Raw genomic sequence first — 3873 nt, 5'->3', positions numbered from 1 at the left:
GTAGAGAAGGGTGATGTCGCCGGACGCGCCCGGCAGCGTCTCGAACAGCGCCCGCATCGGGGTGATGCCCACACCGCCCGCGACCAGCAGCACCTTGCCGCGGCTGCGGCGCTGCGCGGTCATCGCGCCGTACGGGCCCTCGGCCCACACCTTGGTGCCGGGTTCGAGATCACGCAGCCGGGAGGTGTGGTCACCGATCGCCTTGACCGTGATCCGCAGCATGTCCGGGCGCGGGGCCGCCGACAGCGAGTACGGGTGGGAACTGAAGCGCATGCCCGGTGCCTTGAACCGCCAGCGGAAGAAGTGCCCGGCCTCCGCGCCCATCCGGTGCAGCTTGCGCCCGCTGATCAGCACGGACACGATCCCGGGGGTCTCCTCGATGACCGCTGCCACCCGCATGCGGTGCCGCATGTTCAGCCGGATCGGGGTGAGGAGCCGGTACCAGACGACCAGCACGGTCACCACGCCGTACAGCCCGTACCAGAAGGTCTTTGCGGCCGGCTCGACGGCGAACTCGTTGCCGGTGGTGATCTGGTGCCAGAACGTCAGGTACACCGCCGCGTACGTCAGCAGGTGCACGTGGTACCAGGTGTCGTAACCGATCAGCCGGCGCACCCCGCCGATCGACAGGATCCCGATGAGGAACAGCAGACCCGTGCCGATGGCCGCCTTGCCCATGTCCGGCAGCTGGTTGATGGAGTCGGTCGTCTGCTGGACGATGTCGCCGAGCCCCTTGCCCGCCTGCAGGGCATAGCCCCACATGATGAGGAAGACGTGGGCGAGGACCAGACAGAGCGTGTAGCGGCCGGTCATGGCGTGCCAGCGTGCGACCCGGTCGGTGCCCACCCGGCGCTCCAGCGCGGGTACCCGGGCCATCTGGAGCACCACCAGCGCCATGAGGTAGCCGGCGAGCAGGCCGGTGATCCGGCCCGCGGCCAGGATCTTGCTGGTGTCGTCCGCGAGGGACGGTGTGTTGTCCCACCACAGCCACAGCACGGCCGCCGCACCGGCCCACAGGGCGATCAGCAGCGGGACGGCCGGGGAGCGGCGCGGGCGGATGCGGCGCATCGTCTGGCGGCGGGCGGCACGTCCGCCTGCGAGCGTGGTGGTCACGGTTCCTCCGTGGGGACTTGACCCTTGGCCCACAGATACGTGCCGCGGCACGGGAGTGTTCAGCCGCGTACGGAGTCGTGTGCGAACAGCGGTGACCGCTGGTAACACTTACACGGCCGCCGGCCCCCGTCAGAGACGGGTGACGGCCGTGCTCCCGCTCCGCGTCCCCACGGCGATGTGCGGCCGCCGGGCGGGGTCGGCCCAGCGCAGGATCCGCCGCATCGCGTCCTCGGAGACGGAGACGCAACCGGCCGTCGCCCCCCGCCCGTTCACGTGGAGGAAGATGCCCGCGCCTCGTCCCCGCACGGGACGCTCGTAGTTGAAGCCGATGACGAGCGCGTGCGCGTACTGCGCGCGATACGTGATCAGGTGCTCGGACTCGGCGGCCCGGCAGTCTGCCGCGCGCGGCTCGGTCCAGCGGTTGTAGGAGCGGGAGCCGTTGTCCTGGCACCACCAGGAGTGCTGGTGCACCCGGCGGTAGGTGGAGGCCGTCCCGGGCGGCGCCGCCTTGATGCCGAAGGCGTACGGCAGCCCGTAGAGGCCGGTGGGTGTGGTGTTCGTCCCCTGCTTGCGCGAGGCGCCGGCGGCGAGCCCCTTCGCCCCGAACCGGGCGGGCACGGAACCCCTCCTGACCCAGCGCCCGTCCTCGCGGTTCCACCAGGTCACCGTGCCCGTCGTCGAAGCCCGCTCCGGGGCCACCGCGGTGATCAGCTGGGTGCCGCCGCCGGTGTCCGCCATCCGGGCCGGCAACGGCGGCGCGGGGGCGGGCGGCCCGGCGCCGAGCGCGACCAGGGCGCAGACGGCGAGGGCGAGGGCACCGGGGCGCATGCCTCAGACCGTAGAGGGAGGCAGCGGCAGCGGCAGCCCGGGTAGTCCGTCCAGGCTGGTGGCGATGTGCTCCTTCTTGGTGAAGTAGGCGCTCAGCGACGCGTCGTCCTCGCGGGCGAAACGCTTGCCGTGCAGATCCCGGTCCTCCTCGTACGCCATGAAGGGCACCCCGTAACCGCAGGTGTCGCGGACGAGTTCGGCGGTGACCACGATGATCGCCCGCAGACCGTGCGGCGTCGGGTCGATGTCCGGGAAGCGCGCGAGCAGCTCTCCGAAGCGTGGGTCGTCGCGGAAGACCGGTTCACCCCTGCCATGCACGCGGACGATGTTCGGCGGGCCCTGGAAGGCGCACCACATCAGGGTGATCCGCCCGTTCTCCCGCAGATGGGCGATGGTCTCGGCGTTGGAGCCGGCGAAGTCGAGGTAGGCCACCGTGAGTTCGTCGAGCACCACGAACGAGCCTGCCAGGCCTTTGGGGGAGAGGTTGACCGTGCCGTCGGCGGCCAGGGGTGCGGTGGCGGTGAAGAAGACCGGCTGCGCCTCGATGAAGGTGCGGAGCCGGCCGTCTATGCGCTCGTGAGTCTTTCCCATGTCGAACGATTATGGCCGTAAGTCTTTCGACCGTCTAAGGAATTGCGGGGTCCGGTCCTCACCTCTGCCGGACCCCGCGGGCAGGCGCCTCCGTGGCCACCCCGGCCGGTGCTCACACGGGGTGGCCACAGCGCCTGTCACCTCACTTGGAGAGGGTGCAGGCGGCCAGGGAGTCCAGACCGGCCGGCTTCTCGGCCGTGCGGCCGATGGCCGTGGCGATGCGGTTGACGGTGGAGATCCGCTTGTCCTCCAGGGGGCCGAGGATGGCGTTCTGGACGAAGTTGGGTCCGCCCTGGCCGACCGTGTCGACCAGGCGCTTGTTGGCCTCCTGGATCTGCGTGTTCAGTTGGGCGAGGTTGCTGTCGACCTCCGCCTTCGCCGAGGCGGGGACCGCGGGCAGCCGGCCGGTGACGTCCGGGCAGCTGATGGTGCCGGGACCGGCCAGCGTCCGGGCGTTCGCGGCGCCGCTGTCGGGCGTCTCCCCGGCGAGGGCGAAGCCGGCGATCACCGTGCCGGACAGTGCCACCGCGGCGGCGCCGCCGATGAACGTGACGCGACGCTTGTTGTACTTCGGAAGAGCCCTGGACATGCGGATGCCTCACTAGGGGTCGGGGGTGTGGTCGGTGTCGTAACGCGGCGCCTGCGTTCGGCGAGAGGTACGGGTAAGCGGTTTCCCGTGTTCAAGGAATCTTCAAATTCCTCTCGCCTGACCGGAAACCGCCCGCCCGTCCGTGTCGGATTGACGAATCATGCAGAGCTCTGCATACTCATGCATGTCGGTGATCTGCCCTGAGCAGTAGCGTGATGACCGTCTTCACGCCCCCGGGCGGGAAGCGGTGGCACATCCACACCCATTGAGGAGCGCAGCAGGTGAGCAGCAACAGCGGTGATGTCCGGCTCTGGGGCGGCCGTTTCGCCGACGGGCCCGCCGAGGCCCTGGCGAAGCTGTCCGCGTCCGTCCACTTCGACTGGCGGCTCGCGCCGTACGACATCGCCGGTTCGCGTGCCCACGCGCGTGTGCTGCACAAGGCGGGCCTGCTCACGGAGGACGAGCTGACCCGCATGACCGCCGGGCTGGACCAGCTGGAGGCGGACGTCGCCGACGGCTCCTTCGTGGGCACGATCGCCGACGAGGACGTCCACACCGCCCTGGAGCGCGGCCTCCTGGAGCGCCTCGGCCCCGACCTCGGCGGCAAGCTGCGGGCCGGCCGCTCCCGCAACGACCAGGTCGCGACGCTCTTCCGCATGTACCTGCGCGACCACGCCCGGATCGTCGGCGGTCTGATCGCCGAGCTCCAGGACGCGCTGATCGGCCTCGCCGAGGCTCACCCGGACGTGGCC

General features: G+C 70.6%; 5 protein-coding genes. 1 reads left to right on the top strand and 4 read right to left on the bottom strand.

The genetic code is table 11. The features are described 5' to 3' along the window. From ABZ281_RS41430 to ABZ281_RS41415, 4 genes are all read right to left on the bottom strand, one after another. The coding region (locus ABZ281_RS41430) for a ferric reductase-like transmembrane domain-containing protein (protein ID WP_356663103.1) at nucleotides 1-1113 on the bottom strand (1113 nt) is incomplete at its 3' end. 129 nt (nucleotides 1114-1242) lie between these two features. After that, entirely contained in the window at nucleotides 1243-1941 is a 699-nt protein-coding gene (locus ABZ281_RS41425) for a L,D-transpeptidase family protein (RefSeq protein WP_356663102.1), read from the bottom strand. Between the two features lie 3 nt (nucleotides 1942-1944). Next, nucleotides 1945-2532 (bottom strand): pyridoxamine 5'-phosphate oxidase family protein, encoded by a 588-nt coding sequence (locus tag ABZ281_RS41420; protein ID WP_306689442.1) that lies wholly within the window; start codon nucleotides 2530-2532, stop codon nucleotides 1945-1947. Between the two features lie 142 nt (nucleotides 2533-2674). Continuing rightward, nucleotides 2675-3121, bottom strand: coding sequence for a hypothetical protein (locus ABZ281_RS41415; RefSeq protein WP_356663101.1), 447 nt, complete (start codon nucleotides 3119-3121; stop codon nucleotides 2675-2677). Nucleotides 3122-3402: 281 nt separating this feature from the next. Here ABZ281_RS41415 and ABZ281_RS41410 point away from each other — a divergent pair. Continuing rightward, nucleotides 3403-3873: lyase family protein (locus tag ABZ281_RS41410; protein WP_356663100.1), on the top strand; the 471-nt coding region annotated here is incomplete at its 3' end.

It is taken from the genome of Streptomyces sp. NPDC006265 (assembly GCF_040613555.1).
Lineage (GTDB): Bacteria > Actinomycetota > Actinomycetes > Streptomycetales > Streptomycetaceae > Streptomyces.
The sequence above is the reverse complement of the archived record's forward strand: the minus strand, read 5'-3'. Positions and strand labels throughout refer to the sequence as shown.